This window comes from Microcoleus sp. N3A4 (genome assembly GCF_036701805.1).
In the GTDB taxonomy this organism is placed as follows: domain Bacteria; phylum Cyanobacteriota; class Cyanobacteriia; order Cyanobacteriales; family Microcoleaceae; genus Microcoleus.
The window spans coordinates 1-21,790 of the sequence record NZ_JAUBRJ010000099.1; the positions used below are offsets into that span (position 1 = coordinate 1).

The 21,790-nt window shown below is 46.7% G+C and carries 14 protein-coding genes; 4 read left to right on the top strand and 10 right to left on the bottom strand.

Features of this window, described 5'->3' with window-relative positions; translation table 11 throughout:
* Positions 1–1,101: DUF4347 domain-containing protein (locus QUA56_RS33405; protein ID WP_333367339.1), on the bottom strand; the 1,101-nt coding region annotated here is incomplete at its 3' end.
* 333 nt (positions 1,102–1,434) lie between these two features.
* On the opposite strand from QUA56_RS33405, the gene QUA56_RS33410 reads away from it, so the two are divergent.
* Positions 1,435–2,514, top strand: coding sequence for a TIGR03032 family protein (locus QUA56_RS33410; protein ID WP_333367342.1), 1,080 nt, complete (start codon positions 1,435–1,437; stop codon positions 2,512–2,514).
* 87 nt (positions 2,515–2,601) lie between these two features.
* Here QUA56_RS33410 and QUA56_RS33415 read toward each other — a convergent pair whose 3' ends face one another.
* The 6 genes from QUA56_RS33415 to QUA56_RS33440 form a co-directional block, all read right to left on the bottom strand.
* Complete coding sequence (locus QUA56_RS33415) at positions 2,602–3,240, bottom strand: pentapeptide repeat-containing protein (RefSeq protein ID WP_333367345.1); 639 nt, start codon at positions 3,238–3,240, stop codon at positions 2,602–2,604.
* A gap of 609 nt (positions 3,241–3,849) precedes the next feature.
* On the bottom strand, positions 3,850–4,722 hold the full coding sequence (blaOXA, locus tag QUA56_RS33420) for a class D beta-lactamase (RefSeq protein ID WP_333367348.1): 873 nt from the start codon (positions 4,720–4,722) through the stop codon (positions 3,850–3,852).
* A 154-nt stretch (positions 4,723–4,876) separates the two neighbouring features.
* Positions 4,877–5,290, bottom strand: coding sequence for an MAPEG family protein (locus tag QUA56_RS33425; RefSeq protein WP_333367351.1), 414 nt, complete (start codon positions 5,288–5,290; stop codon positions 4,877–4,879).
* A gap of 79 nt (positions 5,291–5,369) precedes the next feature.
* On the bottom strand, positions 5,370–5,633 hold the full coding sequence (locus QUA56_RS33430; RefSeq protein WP_333367354.1) for a hypothetical protein: 264 nt from the start codon (positions 5,631–5,633) through the stop codon (positions 5,370–5,372).
* A gap of 54 nt (positions 5,634–5,687) precedes the next feature.
* Entirely contained in the window at positions 5,688–6,152 is a 465-nt protein-coding gene (locus tag QUA56_RS33435; RefSeq protein WP_333203195.1) for a DUF3037 domain-containing protein, read from the bottom strand.
* Positions 6,130–6,918, bottom strand: coding sequence for a HipA family kinase (locus QUA56_RS33440; RefSeq protein ID WP_333367357.1), 789 nt, complete (start codon positions 6,916–6,918; stop codon positions 6,130–6,132). Before QUA56_RS33440 ends, QUA56_RS33435 begins: the two co-directional genes overlap by 23 nt.
* Before the next feature lie 511 nt (positions 6,919–7,429).
* On the opposite strand from QUA56_RS33440, the gene QUA56_RS33445 reads away from it, so the two are divergent.
* A complete protein-coding gene (locus tag QUA56_RS33445; RefSeq protein WP_333367360.1) occupies positions 7,430–7,978 on the top strand; it encodes a dual specificity protein phosphatase family protein in 549 nt (182 codons plus the stop codon).
* A gap of 523 nt (positions 7,979–8,501) precedes the next feature.
* Here QUA56_RS33445 and rnhA read toward each other — a convergent pair.
* A complete protein-coding gene (gene rnhA / locus QUA56_RS33450) occupies positions 8,502–9,419 on the bottom strand; it encodes a ribonuclease HI (RefSeq protein ID WP_333367363.1) in 918 nt (305 codons plus the stop codon).
* A gap of 81 nt (positions 9,420–9,500) precedes the next feature.
* Here rnhA and QUA56_RS33455 point away from each other — a divergent pair, with 81 nt between their 5' ends.
* Positions 9,501–14,369, top strand: coding sequence for a CHAT domain-containing protein (locus QUA56_RS33455; RefSeq protein WP_333367366.1), 4,869 nt, complete (start codon positions 9,501–9,503; stop codon positions 14,367–14,369).
* 154 nt (positions 14,370–14,523) lie between these two features.
* Here the strand turns inward: QUA56_RS33455 and QUA56_RS33460 are convergent, their stop codons facing one another.
* Complete coding sequence (locus QUA56_RS33460) at positions 14,524–14,724, bottom strand: hypothetical protein (protein WP_333367368.1); 201 nt, start codon at positions 14,722–14,724, stop codon at positions 14,524–14,526.
* Between the two features lie 119 nt (positions 14,725–14,843).
* Here QUA56_RS33460 and QUA56_RS33465 point away from each other — a divergent pair, with 119 nt between their 5' ends.
* Complete coding sequence (locus tag QUA56_RS33465; RefSeq protein ID WP_333367371.1) at positions 14,844–20,186, top strand: AAA family ATPase; 5,343 nt, start codon at positions 14,844–14,846, stop codon at positions 20,184–20,186.
* A 132-nt stretch (positions 20,187–20,318) separates the two neighbouring features.
* On the opposite strand, the gene QUA56_RS33470 is transcribed toward QUA56_RS33465, so the two are convergent.
* Complete coding sequence (locus tag QUA56_RS33470) at positions 20,319–21,638, bottom strand: hypothetical protein (protein ID WP_333367374.1); 1,320 nt, start codon at positions 21,636–21,638, stop codon at positions 20,319–20,321.
* Positions 21,639–21,790: the final 152 nt, after the last annotated feature.

Below are 21,790 nucleotides of genomic sequence, written 5' to 3' on the forward strand. Positions count from 1 at the left end.
GCCAGTGGTGAAGTCAACTTTGGTGGCGAAGGTGGGGGTGGTGGCTCCTGTTGTTGTAGTGTTGAGCAGGATGGAGGCGCTGGTGCTGCCAACGTTCGCCACAGCTAAGTCTGGTTTCCCGTCGCCGTTGATGTCGCCGATGCTGACGGAGCGGGGCTGAGCGCCAGCAGTGAAGTCAAAATTAGTGGCGAAGGTGGGGGTGGTGGCGTTGGTGGCGGTGGTGTTCAGCAGGATGGAGGCGCTGGTACCGAACCGGTTCGCCGTTGCTAAGTCTGGTTTCCCGTCGCCGTTGATGTCGCCGATGCTGACGGAGTAGGGGCCAGGGCCAGTGGTGAAGTCAACTTTGGTGGCGAAGGTGGGGGTGGTGGCTCCGGTGGCGGTGGTGTTGAGCAGGATGGAGGCGGTGCCGCTGCTCCGGTTCGCCACAGCTAAGTCTGGTTTCCCGTCGCCGTTGATGTCGCCGATGCTGACGGAGTTGGGATTAGAGCCAGTGGTGAAGTCAACTTTGGGGGAGAAGCCTAGTACGCCGCTGTAGGTTTTGAGGGTGGTTTCAGTGAGAATTAGTTGGGGCGCTTGCGGGGATGGGGGGATGAGTTGGGGGATGTCCCAGGTGCCTCCTTTGGCGCTGTTGCCTGTGGTAGCGGTGTTGGCGGCGATGTTTGCGCCTGTGAGTTGGTGCAGTTGACTGAGGAATTGGCGGCCTGTTTCCCCAGCGGCTACGTTACATCCATATAATATGATGCTGGCGTTGGCGCTGAGGGCTTTTCGCCACTGTTGCAACTGTTGGCTGTAGTTTTCGATGTTGCGGCTGTTGAGTTCTGTTGTGCCTAAGTAAAGGTTGCCGGAACTGCCGTGCGTGATGATGTGTAGGGTTTCGATGCCTCTATGTTGAGCTAGCAGTGTGGTGATTTGCTCTACGGCATCTGGCCGACTTTCGAGAATGTAGGTTGTAGTGTCCCTTTTGATGCCGCTTGCTATGTGGTGGCTGTCGGGTATTGTGGGGTCAAGGATGACTATTTCCTTTTGTTGGTTGCTAGTGCAATCAACCAAGGGAAATATATTTTTTTTTTGGTGACGGTTAATTTGAGGTAAAGTTTTCATTTGTTTGTGCTTTTAGTAGAATGCCTGATTATTGAGCTGCAAAGGCTCTGTCACCTGATTTGAGTTTTGTTGGCTGTATTTCTACCTGGAGGTAGATGACACCGTAGACTACTATAAACTTATCAAGGTTCGATCGTAGTGTAAGTGCTTCAGTTGGCTCATTTACAAATCTTTATATTTCTGTGGGATATTTTACAGTAACGATACAAAGTCAGATCGTTAGAACTTACGCACGGACAACGTAATTCTGTGATTGCGAGAGTCAAGCGGAGGGCCTCAAGCTCGATCGCCTACCGACAAGTTATAGCGTTACATTTTGGATATATTAAACATATGACCCCCGATTCTCTGAATAACGAACAAGCCACTTTCAACACAACCCAAGAACACGAGATTTTTGGCGATCGCGATTTGCCATCTTGGTTAACCGAACAACAAATCAGCCTCGCTTGTACAACCTATCAAACCAGCAGGTTAATGTTAATCGGTGCTGTGCCAGAAACTAACAAAATTTCGGCTTTTTGGCGAATATTCGATCGCGCAATGGGACTTTACTGCACTCGCGAGCGCATTTACCTAAGTTCTAAATATCAACTTTGGCAATTAGATAATGTGCTGGCGGAGGGTGGACAACATCAAGGTTACGATCGCCTCTACATACCAAGAATCGGCTATACTACAGGAGATATCGACATTCACGATATCGCTGTCGATAAGAATAATCAAATCATTTTTATTAGCACTTTGTTTAATTGTATCGCTACTTTGAGCGATCGCCACAGTTGCAAACCTCTGTGGAAACCGCCGTTTATCTCACAATACATCAACGAAGACCGCTGTCACCTCAACGGTTTGGCGATGGTGGATGGGGAGGCGAAATATGTGACGGCTTCGAGTCAGTCGGAGGTGGTGGATGGCTGGCGCGATCGCCGAAAAAATGGCGGTATACTTATTGATATTGAATCTAATGATATCATCGTCACAGGATTGTCAATGCCGCACTCACCCCGCTGGTATCAAGATAAATTGTGGCTGCTGAATTCAGGCAGAGGCGAATTAGGATATGTGGATTTAGACACAGGGAAATTTGAGGCGATCGCGTTTTGTCCGGGCTATGTCCGAGGACTAGCATTTTGGCAAAATTGGGCAATTGTTGGACTGTCGAAACCGAGGGGTGGTGACAATACTTTTAGCGGTTTAGAATTGGATGAGTTGTTAGCAGCAAAGGATGCTGAGGCTCGCTGTGGTATGATGGCGATCGATTTGACTACTGGGGCGATCGTTCACTGGTTGCGGTTTGAAGGGATTGTCACAGAACTCTATGATGTGCAAGTAATCCCGGAAGTGCAAAAGCCGATGGCTTTGGGTTTTCAGACTGAAGAAATTGCTCAGTTAATTACTTTGGAACTTTAACCGCAGATGGTGGCGGATATACGCGGATTAACGCAGATAAATGTTGACAGGATGTACGCAGAGGGTGTATTTAAGCGGGATTTGATATTACTCAACAATCGCCCCATCTAAGCTTGTTTTTCTTAAGTCTGTTCTAGCTAAATTTGCACCTCTTAAATCGGCACCTGTTAAACAAACATTGCTTAAATCTGCATAACTCAGATCGGCACCTTTCAGATTAGCCTCAGATAAATTTGCTCCTGATAAGTTCGCCCTCACAAGTTGCGATTTACTCAAATTGCTGCCACTCAAGTTTGCAGATGGCATCTGTGCGGCCATTAAGTTTGCTTTGCTTAAATTAGTGCGGCTGAGGTTAGCCAAATTTAATTTAGCATAACTCAAATCAATGTTTTCCAAGCAAAGTTCGCTCAATTGCGCGCATCGCAAGTTAGCATTAATAAAAAACCTGTCTCCAATCCCATAACGGCGCACCAATTCGTCAACTTCCAGCCGAATTAAAACCGGTTCGCAAGTATTTTGGTAGCACCACGATGTCTCCAGCAAACTAGCGGCTGCTTCAATTGCTACCTTGTCGGATTTAGGGAGCACCAAACTATTGCACCCATCCCACTCACCGTTGAGCATGAATGCCATGTCAGAAGCTGCTGCAATTGAGTCGCACAGCAAAACGGTTTCGGGTTTGGGTTGCAGCCAGTTCATTAAAGCGATCGAGCTCTTGTTTTTCACTGTTGATTCAGGATTTGTACGTCTTTCTTAATTATAGTGGATTTCTCCCGGCGCTGAAACGGCGAGAATTCTAAACAGTTGCTACTGCGGTAATTTTTATAGTTCTTGAAAAGATAGGACTTGTACCGTTGACTTTTGTTTCGGAATGATTAAATCGCAGGCGCCACAGAGGGCGCTCAGTCAGAGAAAAGAGAGATGAATGGGAGCATCCCAATTTGGTAAAAAGCGTTTTTAGGAGTGCGAGCGTCTCGCTCGCGGTAGGGATCGTTCGCTATGGACGCTCGCACTGAATACGATCCAAATATATTATTCTGATGCAACCGTCCACGATCTGAAAGCAAAAATGGGATGCTCCCAGATGAATAATTCCGATACCAACGGGTTTTATATTACGCACGTGGGGAAAAAAAATCAGGTTTATGCATCAAAATTGATCGGAAAAATCTACAAGTTTTCGGATAAACTGGTTTGTTTTTCGTAATTTATAAAATATTTAAAATACTTCGCTTTCTACGCTCGAACTCTGGGCTCGAATAAATGGGTGTTTTGGCTGTCACCGTTAGCCGAGCCGCTGGCGTTTTTGCGAATATTACAGAACAAATAACGCACTTACAGCAGCGCCAGATCCTTAAAGCAACGGCGCGTTAACTCGATTCTTGCAGGTGCGTCATTATTGTTGCGGATGTCAATGTTTGTAGCAAAAAAGTAAACATTTTTATCCTTTTCTAAATAACCTACATACCAGCCAATTTCCTGCCCTGTTTGTTCTCCAAAGCTTACCCAGCCTGTCTTTGCCCTAATTGTGTAATCGGGAGTTTTTTCGACAACTATGATGTCTTTAACCAGAGATAGCGATCGCTCCGAGAATGGTAAGTCGTTTTTGTACAGACGGCGCAAAAATTGAATTTGCTCGTTGGGTGTGATTCGCAGTTCTCCCTCTAACCAGAATTTGTCAATATCGTCTTTGTTACCGATTTTTTGGTTGCCATAACCGACTTTAGCTACCCATTTTTGCATTTGCTCGTGCCCGACTCGGCGGGCGAGAACTTGGTAAAACCAAACGGCGGAAAGTTTTATGGCTTCTCTCATATTCAAGTCTCGATTCCATGCGGGAATTTGCCTTTGAATTCCATCCCAAGTTAGCACGGCAATCTCATCTGAAATCACCCCTGTTTCTAAGGAAATCAGAGAGTTGAGAATCTTAAATGTAGATGCAGGTAAAAAAGCTGTGGCGTTACGCTGCGGGTTGTGTTGATAAAGCCGATCGCTATTCAAATCGTAAATCGCGATCGACCCTTCAACTCCTAGTTCTTGAAAGTGCCGTCCAAAATTCATTGTCTGAGCAACATCTCCTCCGCGTCGCGGAGATTCTTGCACTGGAGGTGGCACGGTTAAGGCTGATTGCGGTGGCTCAAGTAAAACAAAAGTAATGCAGCCTAATACAATTAAAACAACAGCGATCGCACGAGATATTCGGTTCATAAACTTCGATAAGTTAGCAAAATCACAGGCAGTAAGGTCACAGGGGCGATCGACTGGTAAGGTGCGTCTGACTTACGCTGTCTGCGAAACAATTAGGATTCGCCCCTGACGCACCCTACTATATAATATATGTGCCAATTGCGTAATTACTTAACTATAAAACTGCCATAATAGTTAAGGCGACCAAACAGCTTAACTGAATTACTAAGCTGAACAACCGAAACTTTGGATCGAGGCCAGCGATGTGAACCGCTGAATGTACGAGCCGAAATAGGATGTACACAACAACCAGCAAATCTACTGCTGTTCCTGAAACACCCCTAACTGTTAGAAGAAAAACAACTCCCAAATACAAAGGCAGGTTTTCTATCAAGTTGGATTGTACTCGAAATAGTCGCCAAAGCAAGCTGTCGTCGTTTTGTGTGCCGAAATCTTTTACAGATCCGCCCGCAGATAGATGCCGAATCCTGACTGTTAACAGCAGGATAACAACCGCGATCGTCCACAGGATGAAAATTGTTAAACCCCAGAGAGGGAAGGTCATATTTGTCTGTTCAATTTGCATCATCTTTCTACCTTGCGAAACTGCTGCTAAGACTTAGAAAAGTTATCGGTCAAGACTCTTGTTCTGGCGTTTTCATTTTTAGCTAAAACAGCTTGAGGATGCTTCTATTCTCGCTGTTTTCGGAGCAGACCAAGCTCAAAGTAGCATCTAACTGAGATATTTTACCATTCTCAATTACTTGTTTAGGAACAGGCAAGATGCCTGTGAAGCGAGAAAAATCATTCTTTGTGGAACGGGCATCTTGCCCGTTCTTGACAATGGTGCAAGATATCATATCTAATTTAGGAACAGGCAAGATGCCTGTTCCACAAGAAAACTCAAAACTCATTCTTTGTGGAACGGGCATCTTGCCCGTTCTTGACAATGGTGCAACATCTCAGATATAACCGACAAGCTAACGCTAACTAGAGTGCGATCGCATCTCGTGAGTGTCAATTCCAACCGCTAGCAACCGAGCGTTTACAGATGGTTTTCGGCTTGACGATCGCACCATTGTATCGAGCAGATGTTCGATCGCACCCGGTAGACTCTGACAAAAACCAGTGTGTACCCGCGATGTCTGAACGATCGTGCTGCGGGGTGCTACGAGCCAGTGAAAGCGCTCTCTGTGGGGAAGTTGACCGATCGCGCCAGATTCCTTGCCGCCCGCACAAATGATGGGAATGACTGCTAGGTGATTGCGAATCATTTCCAGATCCAACGTTGAGTCGATCGCCATCAAGCGCTGTTCATCAATTTCGATCCGGGCTTCAAGGAATTTTTTCGTACCGCAGGAAACGATCGCCCCGACGTTGATAAACTCCTCGCGCTCGACTTTGGGAACGACCCGAATTATCGCATAATCATACAGAAATCGATCGGGCACTAATCGCCTCCTCCAAAAAAATATGTGGTGATTCTAGCCGATTTAGCAGGTACTCGATATAAGCATTTCGATGTTGGTTGCTATCGCTGAAAGGAGAATCTCCCACCAGCCAAGCATCAGGAATTAGTTTAACGATGTTGCGAATGATATCCGGCGTTAGCCTTTGAGTCATCTTGGAATTTGCCGCTTCCAGCGTGCTGGCAAAACGCAGCAGAACGTGGTCTTTGATTGCGGGAAAACGATCGCGGCTGCGCGAGAGATAATCTTTCCAGGTGTGGTGGAAGTAGAGGGCTGCACCGTGATCGATCAGCCAAAGCCGGCGGTGCCATACCAGCATATTTGCATTGCGCGGCGTGCGATCGATGTTGGTTACAAAAGCATCGAACCAGACGATTTCTGAGGCGAGATCCGCCTCTGATTTCCCCGCTATCGGGTCAAAGGTGATGGAGCCCGGGAGATAGTCGAGGGCGAGGTTGAGGCCAGCACTTGCTCGGATCAAATCTTGAATTTCCGGGTCAGGCTCAGTCCGAGCCAGTTCGGGATCGAGTTCAACAAAGACGAGTTCGGGGATTGGGAGCCCGGAGGCGCGAGCAATCTCTCCCGCCACGAGCTCGGCGATCAGAGATTTGGCTCCCTGGCCCGCACCGCGAAATTTGAGCACGTACATACCATCATCATCGGCTTCGACGATCGCCGGTAGCGAGCCGCCCTCGCGCAAGGGAGTGACATATCTGGTAGCAGTGACTGTTCGCAAGCTGATACTCATGCTATTTTGGATTTTAGATTTGAGATTTTCGATGGGAAATCACTGATTTTATGAGGGTTTGGAGCTTACTTACAGTTGGATTTTTTCTGTTAACTAAGACTCGTGTTAAGCTGTTATTCACCTAGATTGTTTATGGTATTAGAGGGGGAGAAGGTCCGATGGGGCTCGGGGGAGAGGATTTGACGAGTTTTGATATGGGATCGAAATATGCAATTTAAGTGCACAACAGCTTAAGTCGTCTCTAATTATTTTTGCATCTGTTGGCTGTTGCTGGCGATCGAAATCTCGATTTCAAGGATTGGGCGATCGACCGATTTTTGATTTAACAGCTTGCTCAACCAAAGATGCAGCCGTTAAAAATTCCATTCTTTGCAAACTGTTTGCTGTTCTACGTCAGTTGGAATTTTAATCACTGCGGATTTGGCATTTTCAAATTCCGCCCTCACTGTTTGCTTTCGAGCACACAACTATATAATAATTTTAAGCTAATTAGCCTTTAAATTTAGGACTCGTGTACAAGTTCGCGGCGGCTTCGGAGCATGAATTAATTGTGTTTGGTGCGGCAAAACCGGGATACCGCGATGAGGAAGTTGCTCGGTGGATTGATTTTATGGGGCGGCAGAAGATCGATCGAGTTTGCTGTTTGCTTCCTGATGCTCAACTCATCCGCTATTCAGATTTGCTGGGAACCTATCGAAAAATATTTGGGTGCGATCGAGTCTGCTGGGCGCCGATCGCAGATTTTGAATTGGCCGATCGCGAAACTTTAATCGACCGCATTTTGCCGTTTTTGGCATCTGCAAATAGCACGGGCGATCGGGCGGTAGTTCACTGTTCCGGCGGGATTGGACGTACAGGACACGTCTTGGCTGCTTGGTTGGTCAGCGGGCGGGGATTTTCTAACAAAGAGGCGATCGCAGCAGTCAAAAAAACTGGTAGAAATCCCCATGAAGCGGCGATCGCTGCTTTATTGAAAGGCCGAAACCCCTGGAAAGTCGCCGCAGAACTTCATACTCTATTAGATGATTGCCGTCGTGCTTTTGAGAAAGACATATTTTAAGTAGTAGGACACAATTAATTACCCAAAATACCGCCTAAAAACCTTGCCTCTTCAAAAGGCTTGATGTAATTAATTGTGTCCGGTTACTTAATAGCCTCCGGGTGCGTCACTATTCACTAATCCCAAAAAAGAGCGACTTTTCGAGCAGCGACGCACCGGTGCATACAGTCTGTAGGGTGCGTCGCTATTCACTAATCCCAAAAAAGAGCGACTTTTCGAGCAGCGACGCACCGGTGCAAACTAGATGATTGCCGTCGTGCTTTTGAGAAAGACATATTTTAATAGCCTCCGGGTGCGTCGCTATTCACTAATCCCAAAAAAGAGCGACTTTTCGAGCAGCGACGCACCGGTGCATACAGTCTTTCAGCAAACAAACCAAACACTCATTATTGTTGCTTTCTGGAGGCGAAAATTGGTATTATTATATCAAGTCCGAGGTGCGATTCGTTTATATTTATCATGGGAGTGCGAGCGTCTCGCTCGCGAGGGAGACGCTCGCACTCAAATGACTAATGACGAACAACTAATCAGTTGTACTCACGTGGTCGATTCTCTCTAATTGCCAGAGAATTTGGTTGCCCTCGCGGCGCACGCGAGAAACTACCCAATTTCGCCACACCCAGTTGTCTCCGCGACTGGTGACAGCGCTGGCATTTACATCCATCAAATCAGCCAGTTCAGAACTGGTAATCAAGTAGCCTTTCGTCGCAACCTCGTCGGCTATGTGCAAGGTTTCGATCAGATTGCGGAGTTCCTGAACCCTCACCTCGCGGGGCAAGTTCTCCAGGGTATCGGCAGTTGAATCCATCATGGTAGAGTTGGAGCTCGGAAGGTCAGAAGTTATGACATAGGATTCTATCGTTTTGTTACCAGTTGTGTCCGTTTCTTCCCAAACAATTGTGTTTTCCGAACCTAGGGGCGGTGCGGCCGCGCTGAAAAAAGTGTCCGCCTGAATCTCGCCCGCAGTTGGTTTCTGCTGTTGCAGTTCGGGACTGAGATTGTGGGAGAAGCTGCGGGCAATTTCATCGCACCTGTCGTTGTAGAAGTCGCCGGAGTGGCCGCGCACGTGTTCCCACTTGACTTGCCGCGAATTCAGCCTGTCTAGCAAGTGCCAGAGGTCTTGGTTGACGACATCTTTGCCCGTCGAGGTTTTCCAGCCTTTATTTTTCCAGCCTTGAATCCATTTGGTGATGCCGTTTTTAACGTATTCGCTGTCGGTGTAAACGGTGACTGGTTCGGTTTGACCGGAATTGGCAAAAAATTCGAGGGCAGCGACGGCAGCCTGCATTTCCATGCGGTTGTTGGTGGTTTGGGGGTCTGCACCTCCGAGTTCGTGACACTTGCCGTCGGCGAAGCAAACTACTGCACCCCAGCCGCCGGGACCTGGGTTGCCGGAACAAGCGCCGTCTGTGTAGAGGCTTTGGATTTTGGGAATTGTCATGAGCGAATTAATTTGTTATTTAGAGGTAAGTTGTTTGCAAGTGCCATAATTAAGGCAATTGCGATAGTTTTACTTGCTGCTATGAAAAATGCCAACTTAAAGATTAAAAAGGTTGCGCTATTTATTTGTCCGTTTTCTTTGTTAATTTTTAATACTTTCGCGCAAGCACAGCCCATAGTGCCTGCAGCAGACGGTACGGGCACTGCTGTCACCCGCAGCGGCAACCGCTACGATATCAACGGCGGCAGTTTGTCGGGAGACGGGGCGAATCTTTTTCACAGTTTTGGGCAGTTCGGCTTGAATGAAGGTCAAATTGCTAATTTTCTGACTAATTCGGCTATTCAAAATATATTAGCTCGAATTGCTGGCGGGGACGCTTCGCTAATTAACGGTTTAATTACTGTCACGGGCGGCAATTCTAATCTGTTTCTAATTAATCCTGCGGGGATTGTGTTTGGCCCGAACGCGAGTTTGAATGTGCCGGCAGCTTTTACTGCGACTACTGCTACTGGTGTCGGTTTTGGTTCTAATTGGTTTAATGCTGCGGGTACAAATAATTTTAGCACGTTGGTTGGCACGCCAAATGCTTTTTCTTTTGGTGCGGGGGTACCGGGAAGTATTGTGAATGCTGGCAATTTAGCTGTGACTCCTGGGCAAAATTTGGCTTTGCTTGGCGGTACGGTGGTTAGTACGGGGCAGTTGTCGGCCCCGGGCGGGCAAATTACTGTTGCTGCTGTTCCCGGAGATAATGTTTTACGCATTAGTCAACCGGGGCATTTGTTGAGTTTGGAAATAGCAACGGGCGGGAATTTTGGGAATTCTCAACAGACTTTAAATCCTGTTTCTTTGCCGCAGTTGCTGACAGGTACTGGGCAAAATCAGGCGGCGGGTGTTGCGGTTGCGGATGACGGTTCTGTGCGGCTTGTGGGTGCTGGTTTGCAGGTGAATTCTGGGGATGTGGCGATTGCTGCTAATGTGTCTGGGCTGCCGCAGTTGAATGCGGGAAGTGCGAATTTATGGGCTGCGGGAAATCTCACGTTAGCGGGCGCTAGGCTGCAAACTACGGGAGATTTGAGTTTGCAGGCGGGGGATGCGGTGCGGGTCAGGGACAGCGCTCAGAATCCTTTTTTGGCGCAGGCTGGGGGGAATTTAGACATTCGGGGCGATCGCACGATCGACATTCTCACTCAAAATGCGATCGGCGGCTTGTCTCTTCCGGCGCAATTCCAAAGCGGCGGCAATTTGAGTTTGGTTAGCAACGGCGTTATTTCGGGGGATTCTCACTTTGTTTCCGGGGGCAATTTTTCGATTCGCAATTTGTCGGGAATGCCGGGAAACTTTGTGAGTTTATTTGACCCAATTATCAGTACAGAAGGAGATGTTTTCTTTGGAGATTATACCGGTGTTTCGCTGAAAATCGAGGCGAAGGGGAGCATTGTTGCCGAGGATATTACAATTACCGGCCCCGATATTGCATTGGGTAGGGAAAATGTGAGTGCCGATCCGGATATTGCTATTTTAACCCGCAGTCCGGCCTTAATTCTGCGGGCTGGAGTGGCAAATCTGGCAAATCCTGCTAATACTGCTACTGACAGTTTAGGCGAAGATGCCATCTTTATAGATACAGTTTTATCGAAGAATTTGATTTCTGTTGAAAATATTTCTGCAGGCGGGCAGGTGATTTTGTCATCGCTGGGAAATATGGTAACTAGAGATATTAACGGCGGTCAAATTAGTCTCGAAAGCAGGGAAGGGGCAGTGATAGTGGGGGGCAGATTGATATCGAGTTCGACTATTAATGTTCAAGCTCTTAACAATATTATCTTGACAAGTGACATCTCTCGTGCTGATATTAACGGCAGTATTAGTTTGAATACTGTTCGGGGCAATATAGAAACGAGGTCGATCGATACTGGGACTTCCGGGGCGATCGGCATCACAGCATCGGGCAACGTGAATTCAGGGGAATTGCGGGGTGTTTCGGTCAATGTGAACAGCAATTTGGGGAATCTGGGAATTGGCATCGGTGGCAACAGTACAGCTACTGAGAATATTACTTTGAGAGCTTCTGGCGACTTAAATGCAGGCAATCTCACCGCTGCGACTGTCACTGCTAGTAGCATTAACGGGACTGTTAATACGGGTGCGATCGCTACTACCGGAGATGTCAGAATTGTAGCAGGACAGCAAATCAGCACAGGGCCAATAACTGTTAATCCTGCCGCCACAAATCCCGCTAATCCCTTCATTCCTACAGTCAATCTGGATGCCCAAAATAATATTAGTGTTGCTGCCATCAATGCTCCGGTGGCAACGATTGCTTTGAGAGCAACCAACAACTTAAATGCAGGGAGTTTGCTGGGGGGAGCAGTCGAGCTCGATAGCGATCTGGGAAATATTGCGATCGGTAATACTACATCTCTTGGGAATATAAATATAATAGCTTCTGAAAATGTAAACTCAGGGGATTTGTTGGGAACAAGAGTTAATGTCAATAGCACTTCGGGAATCATTAATATTGGCAGCGCTACAGCAACGGGAAATGCTGTCAATATAACAGGGCCGCTCGATGTGAATTCAGGGGATTTGCGGGGAGTTGGAGTTAATGTAAATAGCAATGCGGGAAGGATTAATATTGGCAATACCGACGCCACAACAGGAAATGTCAATGTAACAGGGCCGCTCGATGTGAATTCAGGGGATTTGCGGGGAGTTGGAGTTAATGTGAATAGCAGCAGGGGAACTGTCAGCACTGGCAATATAAATGCTGCTGAAAGTGTCGGAATTTTAGCGGGAAACCAAATCGCAATTGGGCGAATAAATGTTAATCCTGTTGGAGTCGATCGCACTTCTACAGTAAATCTTAACGCTCAAAATGATATTAGCATTGCATCGATCGATGCTTCGGGCGGTAAGGTTGAGATCGCAACTCCGGGTTTAGTTCGAGTGACGGGTACTTTTGACCAAAACGGCACTCCTGTTAGCATCTCGACTCTTGGCGACACTCAACCCGGTACAGTTACGATCCGCCACGGCGGCGGCGATGTCAATCCGCCGACGCCTTTTGCGGTAGGAGATGCGACGACTAACGGTACTGCTGGGACGATCGCCAGCAATGCTTTGGGTACTATTACTCAGGGGCAATCTTTCATCAATTCTTACACTCAAGGCAATAGTGCGATCGTCACTACCAATCAACCAACTAATCCCAATAATCCGAATAATCCGAATAATCCCATAAATCCCAATAATCCGATCGATCCCAATAATCCGAATAATCCGAATAATCCCATAAATCCCAATAATCCGAATAATCCGAATAATCCCATAAATCCCAATAATCCGATCGATCCGAATAATCCCATAAATCCCAATAATCCGATCGATCCCATAAATCCTGACAATCCGATCGATCCGAATAATCCTGACAATCCGAATAATCCGAATAATCCCATAAATCCCAATAATCCGAATAATCCGCCAATATCACCAAGGGATAGATCGCTATTTGATAGAGGGCGAGCGTTTTTTCCCGATCGCAACCAACCCTTGACCCCCCAACAGCGGCAGAACCAAAACAGAATATCGCGAGATATAGGAAAACCGAGAGACAGGATGCCGCCCGAAAGAATGCAATCTCCCAGAGAACTGAGAAATTTCATCAATTCAAATATCAGAGATTTTGTTATTCAGTCAGCATTTCGCGGCGACATCGGCAGGGATTTGGAGGCAGGGAAAATATCGGCAGCTTTGTCTCTGCTGGACAAATCTTTCAGCCAAGAATTCCGGGAATATTTCGGCATGAACATCAGCAACGAGTTGGTATCCCCAGAGGAAATTCAAAAAAAGTTAGCATCCGTGGGCGCAGAAACTGGCACGAAACCCAGCTTAATTTATCTGTTCTCGCAACCTGAAAAATTAAATTTAATGCTAATAAATTCTTGCGGTGAAGTGGTTCACAAAAGCGTACCGGCCGCGAACCGGGAAGAACTGCTGAAAGTTGTAACTGTGTTCAGAAATGAGATTACTAAACCGGGGGTGCGGGGTACTACGAGTTATCTACCATCTTCTCAACAGCTTTATCAGTGGATGATTGCGCCTTTAGAGGAGAATTTAAAGAAGTGCGAAACCGATACTATTTCCTTTGTGGTCGATCGGGGTTTGAGAGGTATGCCCTTTGCTGCTTTGCACGACGGACACCAATTTTTGGTAGAAAAGTACAATCTCAGCCTCATGCCGAGCATGAATTTAACAGATACTCGCTACGTCGATATCAGAAATTCTCAAGTTTTAGCAATGGGTGCCTCGCAATTTTCCGAATTGAATCCTTTGCCTGCGGTTCCTGCTGAAATAGCGGCTATTTCCAAAGAGTGGCCGGGAGTTAGTTTTGTGAATGAAGGTTTCACTTTGGATAATTTGAAGCGACAGCACCAAAGCCGGCCTTTTGGGATTATTCACTTAGCTACTCACGGCGAATTTCGACCGGGGGCGCCGAATAATTCTTTTATTCAGTTGTGGGATAGTCGGTTGCGACTGGATCAATTGCGGGATTTGAGATTTAACGATCCGCAGGTGAATCTGTTAGTTTTAAGTGCTTGTCGGACTGCGGTGGGAGATGCACAGGCAGAGTTGGGTTTTGGGGGTTTGGCGCTGCAAGCCGGGGTGCAAACGGCTTTGGGGAGTTTGTGGTACGTTTCAGATGAAGGTACTTTGGGATTGATGAGTGAGTTTTACCAGCAGTTGAAGACGGTGCCAATTAAGGCGGCGGCGCTGCGACAAGCGCAAATTGCGATGTTGCGGGGGGATGTGCGTTTGGAGGGTGGCCGATTGCGGGGTTCGAGTCGGGGTGAAGGGGTGCAGTTGCCGGCTTCTTTGCAAGGGTTTGCGGATTTAAAGTTGTCGCATCCTTATTATTGGTCGGCTTTTGTGATGATTGGGAGTCCTTGGTGAAGAGATACAGCATATTCCATGTATATGCGGTACACACAATAAGAGTCGTAAGTAAGGTGCGTCGCCACCCGTAAATCTGCAAGTTCTATTGAACCATTGAGCAGCGACGCACCCTACATAACACGTACCACACAATTAAGGCGGATACTGTACTTCATGAACCACCGAATATGCTGTATCGAAATTTGTCTTCTTCTATTACTTCAGCGGCAATTTTCCGAGGGCTTTGAAGATTGGCGGTATGCTTTGTCCCATTGTCTATTTTGCCAGCAGCGGGTGGCAGCACTTGAATTTGCGGTTCGGCCCGCAGCGAAGCGGTTGGTAAAGCCGACAGAAACGAGCGATTGAAACCCACAATCTGCCGAAAAACTAAAAATTTGTTAAAAAACTTTATTTTTGCCTTTCTAACGCGCTATGCTCTAGACAAAGCTGGTGCGTTCTGACTTCGCGTTAATTTTTAGCAAAAAAATCAATATGCTCTCGATTCCAGGCGTTGCCGTTGTGACACTTCTTTACGAAAGCGCCAACTCTCTGGTTTACCGGGCCATTCGGGAAGAGGATAACCAGCCGCTCATCCTGAAACTTCTCAAAGAAAGCTACCCCACACCTCAAGAGTTAGCGCGCTACCGCACCGAATACCGCATCACCAGAGAGTTGAAAGAGGCGGGAGTCGTGCGAGTCTATGACTTGCAAAAATACCAAAACAGCCTCGTGATTTTTGTGGAGGACTTTGGCGGCGAATCCTTGAAAATATGGATGCAGCAGCGAAAGTTTAGTCTAAAGGAGTTTCTGCAAGTTGCGATCGCCACAACTGAAATTTTAGGGCAAATTCACAGCGCCAATATTATACACAAAGATATTAACCCTTCTAATATAGTATTCAATCCAGCGACAGGAGAGATCAAACTAATCGACTTTGGTATTTCCACTCAGCTAACGCGAGAAACGCCGAGCCTCAAAAACCCCAACGTTTTAGAAGGAACCCTCGCTTACATCTCGCCGGAACAAACCGGCAGGATGAATCGCACTCTCGATTATAGGACTGACTTTTACTCCCTCGGTGTCACCTTCTACGAATTGCTGAGTGGAAAACTGCCTTTCGAGACAGAAGATGCTTTAGAGTTGGTTCACTGCCACATTGCCAGACAGCCAGTTCCCCCGCAGGAAATAGAGCCAAAAATTCCCCTAATTCTCTCGCAAATTGTCAGTAAATTGATGGCGAAAAATGCCGAAAACCGCTATCAAACTGCCTTGGGACTAAAGCACGATTTAGAAGTATGTCTGGTTCAATTACAACAAACTGGTAACATTGATCCGTTTGCCTTGGGAACGCGGGATATTACAGACCGTTTCCTGATTCCCGAAAAGTTATACGGCAGGGAAACTGAAGTTTTTAATTTATTAGCATCCTTTGAACGAGTCAGTACAGGTAGCGCCGAAATGATGTTAGTCGCTGGCTTCTCTGGGATTGGTAAAACCGCAGTAGTTAACGAAGTCCACAAGCCTATAGCCAGACAGCGGGGCTATTTTATCAAAGGCAAATACGACCAATTCCAGCGCAATATTCCCTTCAGTGCATTTGTGCAAGCATTTCGGGAATTGATGGGGCAATTATTATCAGAAAGTGATGCTCAGGTACAAACATGGAAAACCAAGATTCTCACCGAAGTGGGTGATAGCGGGCAAGTCTTGATCGAGGTAATTCCTGAGTTAGAACGCATCGTTGGCGCTCAAAGTCCTGCACTAGAACTGTCGGGGAGTGCGGCCCAAAATCGCTTCAATATGCTGATGCAAAAGTTTGTGCAAGTATTTACCACCGCCGAACATCCCTTAGTGATATTTTTGGACGATTTGCAGTGGGCGGATTCGGCATCTTTGAAATTGCTACAACTGTTAATGGAGGATCGGGGGCATCTGTTAGTATTGGGTGCTTATCGAGATAATGAGGTGTCGCCCGTTCATCCGTTTATGTTGACGACCGATGAGATTGTGAAGTCTGGGGCAGCGGTGAATACGATTACGCTGCAACCGTTGAGTTTAGCGGATCTGAATCAGTTGGTAGCAGATACGCTGATTTGCGATTTATCTTTGGCTAAACCCCTGACAGAACTGGTCGATCAAAAAACCAAAGGAAATCCATTTTTCTCGACTCAATTTCTTAAGGCGCTGTATGAAGATGGTCAAATTAGCTTTGACTGGGATGTCCAACATTGGCAGTGCGATCTTGCCCAAGCTAGACTTAGCCATGCCTCGGATGTGGTGGAGTTTATGGCGGCGCAATTGCAGAAGTTGCCTGCCAAAACTCAGGATGCCCTCAAACTTGCCGCTTGCATTGGAGCGCAGTTTGATTTAGATACCTTGGCAGTAGTCAGCGAAGAATTACCAGAACAAACGGCATCAGCTCTATGGAAAGCCTTGCAAGAAGGACTTATTTTACAGATTGCAGAAGGCTATAACTTCACTCAAGCAGATGCTCAATCCTCTAGTCAGTCTGTTGCTAATCCAACTTATAAATTCCTACACGATCGCGTCCAGCAAGCGGCTTATTCCCTAATTCCAGACGACCAAAAACAAGCTACTCATCTCACAATTGGACAATTATTGCTACAAAAATATTCGGAAATAGAAAGAGAGGAAAAACTATTTGATATTGTGGGGCATTTAAATCAAGGAATTGAGTCGATCGATCGATTAAGCGAACGAGAAGCCTTAGCCCAACTTAACTTAGAAGCCGGACGTAAGGCCAGAAGTTCTACCGCCTACGCTGCGGCAAATATCTATCTCCAAATGGGAATTGAGCTACTGACACCTCAATGCTGGCAAACTCAATATGAATTGGCGCTAAATCTCTATGTTGCGGCTGCTGAAATTGCCTATTTAAATGGTGACTTTGATGGTATGGAACACATGGCAGCACTGGTTTTGCAAGAAGCCCAAACAATTTTAGATCGAGTTAAAATTTACGAAATTAAAATTGCCGCTCAGACAGCCCAGAGCAAGGTGTTAGAAACGATCGCAGTAGCAAGAGACGCACTCTTACAATTGGGGATTGAACTCCCTGCCGAACCTGATGATGCCAAGATTGGCAAAGCGCTACAAGCCCTTGGCAGCCAACTAAGCGGCAGAAAGATTGATGAACTGGTTGACCTACCTGTGATGACAAATCCACAGACTCAGGCAGCTATGCAACTGTCTGGAATGTTGTTTCCACCCATTTTCCAGGGAATGCCCGGTTTGCTGCCCCTACTGAGCTCCACGATGGTTAGTTTATCGCTCCAATTTGGGAATGCACCCGCATCGACGGTGGGGTATGCGATTCACGGAATGGTGTTGTGTGCCTTTTTGGGAGAGGTGGAAACGGGCTATGGCTTTGGGCAATTGGCACTCTCATTGCTAGAGAGGTTGAATGTACCCGAATTCAAGTCCACAGTTCTACTTTTGTTTGGTGGCTGGATTCAGCATCGCCAAGAATCTCTTTTGGCAACGATACCGACGCTGAAAGAGGGCTATAGGTTGGGCATGGAAACAGGCGACTTTGTAGACGCTGGCTACAACATATATATTTGCTTTTATACTCATTTATTCGCTGGTGTAGAACTAGACACTTGGGAACCAGAAATAGCAAGTTACAGGGCTGTCATGGAGCAGTTGAAACAATATTCTGCTCGGGTTTATTTGGATATGATTCAGCAGACGGTGCAAAACTTGAGGGAAACCCGTATTCGGCCGGATTTGTTAATAGGCTCTGCCTACGATGAAACGGTGATGATTCCCAAGCACTATGAGGATAATGAATTCACGGCGATCGCTTGTGCCTGCATCTACAAACTGCTGCTTGCTTACTGCTATGGCAATTACACGGCTGCCCTAGACCACATTACCCAAGTCAAACAGTATTTGATGGGAGTATCTGGATCGGCTTTTGTTCCAATTTTTCATTTTTATGCCGCCCTGACGCACCTGGCACTTTTCCCCACAGAGTCAGAAATAGAACAAGCTGAAATTCTTATCCAGGTGGAAACCCATCAAAGCACGCTGCAACAGTGGGCGCAAAATGCTCCGATGAATTATCTGCATAAATGGCACTTAGTTGAGGCAGAACGGCAACGGGTGTTGGGCAATAAAGCCGAGGCGATAGATTTGTACGATCGCGCAATTGAAGGAGCCAAAGAAAACAAATATGTTAATGACGAAGCCCTGGCCAACGAACTAGCAGCCAAATTCTACGGGGAATGGGGCAAAACAAAAGTTGCTCGATCCTACATATTTGAGGCGTATTATTGTTATGTTGAATGGGGAGCCACTGCTAAGGTAACGGATTTAGAAACGCGATATCCCCAATTATTTCTTGTAACTCAACCGGGAAGAAAAAACACTCAAACTACTGTAGCAATGACAACCACCGGTTCTGGTAATCACCTAGATATCACCGCAGTCATGAAGGCTTCTCAGGCGATTTGCGGCGAAATATTGCTGGATAAACTACTGTCTAGCTTGATGAAAATTTTGATGGAAAATGCAGGGGCGCAAAGAGGATATCTGATTTTGTCAAGCCAGGAAAAGCTGTTAATTGAAGCTGAAGGGACAATTGATGACGAACAAGTCACCGTGTTGCAGTCAATCCCCGTTGAGAATTGTCAAGAACTTTCCTCTGCGATTGTCAATTATGTGTCCCGCACTCAAGAAAGTGTGGTACTAGATGATGCTGCGCGATCGGGACAATTTACCAACGACGCGCACATCCGAAAGCATCAGCCTAAATCAATTTTATGTGTGCCGTTGATTAACCAATCTCAAATTGTCAGTATTGTTTACTTAGAAAACAATCTGACAGCCGGAGCTTTTACGTCAGAAAGAGTGGAACTATTAAAAGTTTTATCGGGACAGGCGGCGATCTCGCTTCAAAATTCTAAGCTTTATACAGAAGTCCGCGAAAATGAAAGCAGGCTGGCTCAACTCAACAAAGCTTACGAGCGATTTGTCCCCCATCAATTCCTCCAGTTTTTAGAGAAATCAAGCATCATTGATGTGGAATTGGGCGACCAAGTGCAGTTAGAAATGTCGGTGTTGTTTTCCGACATTCGCGACTTCACCACGCTTTCGGAAAGTATGACGCCGGAGGATAATTTCAAATTTATCAATTCCTATCTTTCTCGTATGGAACCAGTTATTAATGAAAATAAGGGGTTTATTGATAAATATATTGGCGATGCGATTATGGCGCTGTTTAGCGGTGAGGCCGATAATGCGGTGAAAGCGGGAATTTCTATGCTGCACCGTCTCGTTGAATACAATCAATACTGCACTAATTCAGGCTGTGCCCCGATTCAGATTGGGATTGGGATTAATACGGGTTCTTTGATGCTGGGAACGGTGGGAGGACAAAATCGCATGGACGGCACGGTAATCAGCGATGCGGTTAATTTAGCCTCAAGGGTAGAAAGTTTGACGAAAAATTATGGGGTGTCGCTGTTAATTACCCAGCCAACTTATTCGCGCCTAAAAAATCCATCCCAGTACGCAATCCGCACGCTAGACACGGTAAAAGTCAAGGGAAAATCTGAAGCTGTGACGATTTATGAGGTGTTTGATGCCGACACGCCAGAAATCAAAGCGGGCAAGTTAGCTACGCTGGAATTGTTTGCAGAAGCGAGGGCAATTTACTTGCAAGGGAATGTGGCTGAAGCGGCGCGGCTGTTTTCCGAGTGTTGGCGTCAGAATCAGGGCGATCGCGTTGCTAAAATGTATTGGGAACGCTGTCAGTCTGCATTGGGGACTCGCACAAAAATCAAAGACAGGCTACACAATTTAAATTAAGCGGTTGCTATACCTGACAATCAAGGCAACAGAAAATACGATCGACTGTTGACGCACCATACAAATTAGGCGATCGAAATCGGGTAGGTATGTTGTTGCGCTTTAGCGCTAAAGCGCAACAACATACGAAGTCTAAAAAGTTACTGCCTGAACTATACTGCTGGCAGTGACTCCTTTCAAGATAGCTAAATATTCCCCTGTTACCTGATACTGAATTATAGTATCGCTAACAAAAGCGCCGGTTCCTTGAAAAATATTTAACTGGCTAAAAGCAAGGGGGCTAATTAAATCAATTTTGTCTTGATTGAGGGTAAAATCAGCGATCGCATCAGCGGCGGCTAAGTCTGTTCCACCAGTGCCGATCGCGATCGCAAACACATCATTTCCCAATCCGCCTGTCAAAGTGTCGGCCCCCATTTCTCCAAATAAGTAATCATTGCCCCCGTCGCCAAACACTATATCGTCGCCATCGCCGCTGTAAATGCGATCGTTTTCCTTACCTCCGTAAATCAAGTCAGTACCGCCGTCACCACTAATAAATTCACTCCCTTGGCCGCCAAAAATAATGTCATTGCCATCACCGCCACTGATGCCGTCATCACCTTTTTGTCCGTAAAGCAAGTCATCTCCTGCTTTGCCATGAAGATAGTCATTGCCGGGGCGTGCGTAGATAATGTCGTTTAATGCCGATCCTGTTATGCGATCGTCCTTATCTGTCAAACCGATTACTGACTTTTGGGACAGGGTTTTGACATCGCCTAAGTTATCGTTATCGCTGATATTGACTGTGAGAGGGGCGACGAGGTTATTATACAATGTGTCAGTGCTGCTGGTGGCGTGGCTAATTGAGCTGAGACGATCGCCCTCAACAACCGCATCGTCAACCGCAGTCACCGTTACCGTTTGAGCGACATTCCAGTTGGCGGGAGTAAAAGTAAGGGCAGGTTGGCTGACAGTAACTTGAGTTTCAGGGGTAATGGCGACGGTGACATTAGCAGTTGGTGGAGTATTTAGTCGCACTTTGTATATATCATTGCCTAAGCTTTCGAGTACATCGGTACTACCCAGAGGTTGAATGAGAATAACGCCGGGAGTGCCTAGAGGTACTGTAGGTGTAGGCGTTAGGGTGGGAGTAGGTGTCTGTGGCGTTACAGGTGTTCCCGTTGGTGTGGGTGTCGGCGTTCCCGTTGGTGTGGGTGTAACTGATGGTGTCGGTGTGGGAGTAACTGTGGGTGTTGGCGTCGGCGTAACTGTAGGTGTTGGTGTGGGAGTACCTGTGGGTGTTGGCGTTGGCGTCGGTGTCGCAACAGTGGGAGTCGGCGTTGGCGTAACTGATGGTGTTGGTGTGGGAGTACCTGTAGGTATTGGCGTTGGCGTAACTGATGGTATCGGTGTCGGTGTTGGCGTTGGCGCAATGTCGTTATCAGTAATGGCGACGCTAACAGGCTCCATTGTGATGCCGTTATAATTAACTAGGACTTACGCATTGACAAAAAATATCATCTATGTATTCTCGACAATGCCATGACTGAATCGGTTTGCCAAAATATGCTCACGTATAACTGAAGTGAATAGATTCCTTTGGACTTCATACCAGTTACTAA